Source organism: Sulfitobacter sediminis (assembly GCF_040811725.1).
GTDB lineage: Bacteria > Pseudomonadota > Alphaproteobacteria > Rhodobacterales > Rhodobacteraceae > Sulfitobacter > Sulfitobacter sediminis.
Map to the genome: position 1 here is coordinate 1 of NZ_JBFNXX010000243.1, position 240 is coordinate 240.

Below are 240 nucleotides of genomic sequence, written 5' to 3' on the forward strand. Positions count from 1 at the left end.
CCCGCGCGCCCCCCCCCCCGACCCCACGGTACGGCACGCGCACGCCCCCCAACCCCGCAAGACCCAACACCACCCCCACGCCAAAGCCCGAAAAAAAAAACAAAACAAAAAAAATAAATAAAAAAAAAAAAAAAAAAAAACCCCAAATAAAAACCACCCCCAAAAAAAACAAAGAAGCGAAAGGGGAAAAAAAAAAGACCAAACCAACCCCACAAAAAAAAAACACAAAAAAAACAAAAA

At 44.2% G+C, this 240-nt stretch carries 1 protein-coding gene; it reads left to right on the forward strand.

The features are described from left to right. On the forward strand, nucleotides 1–240 hold a 240-nt coding region (locus AB2B41_RS24195; protein WP_367880279.1), incomplete at both ends, for a hypothetical protein.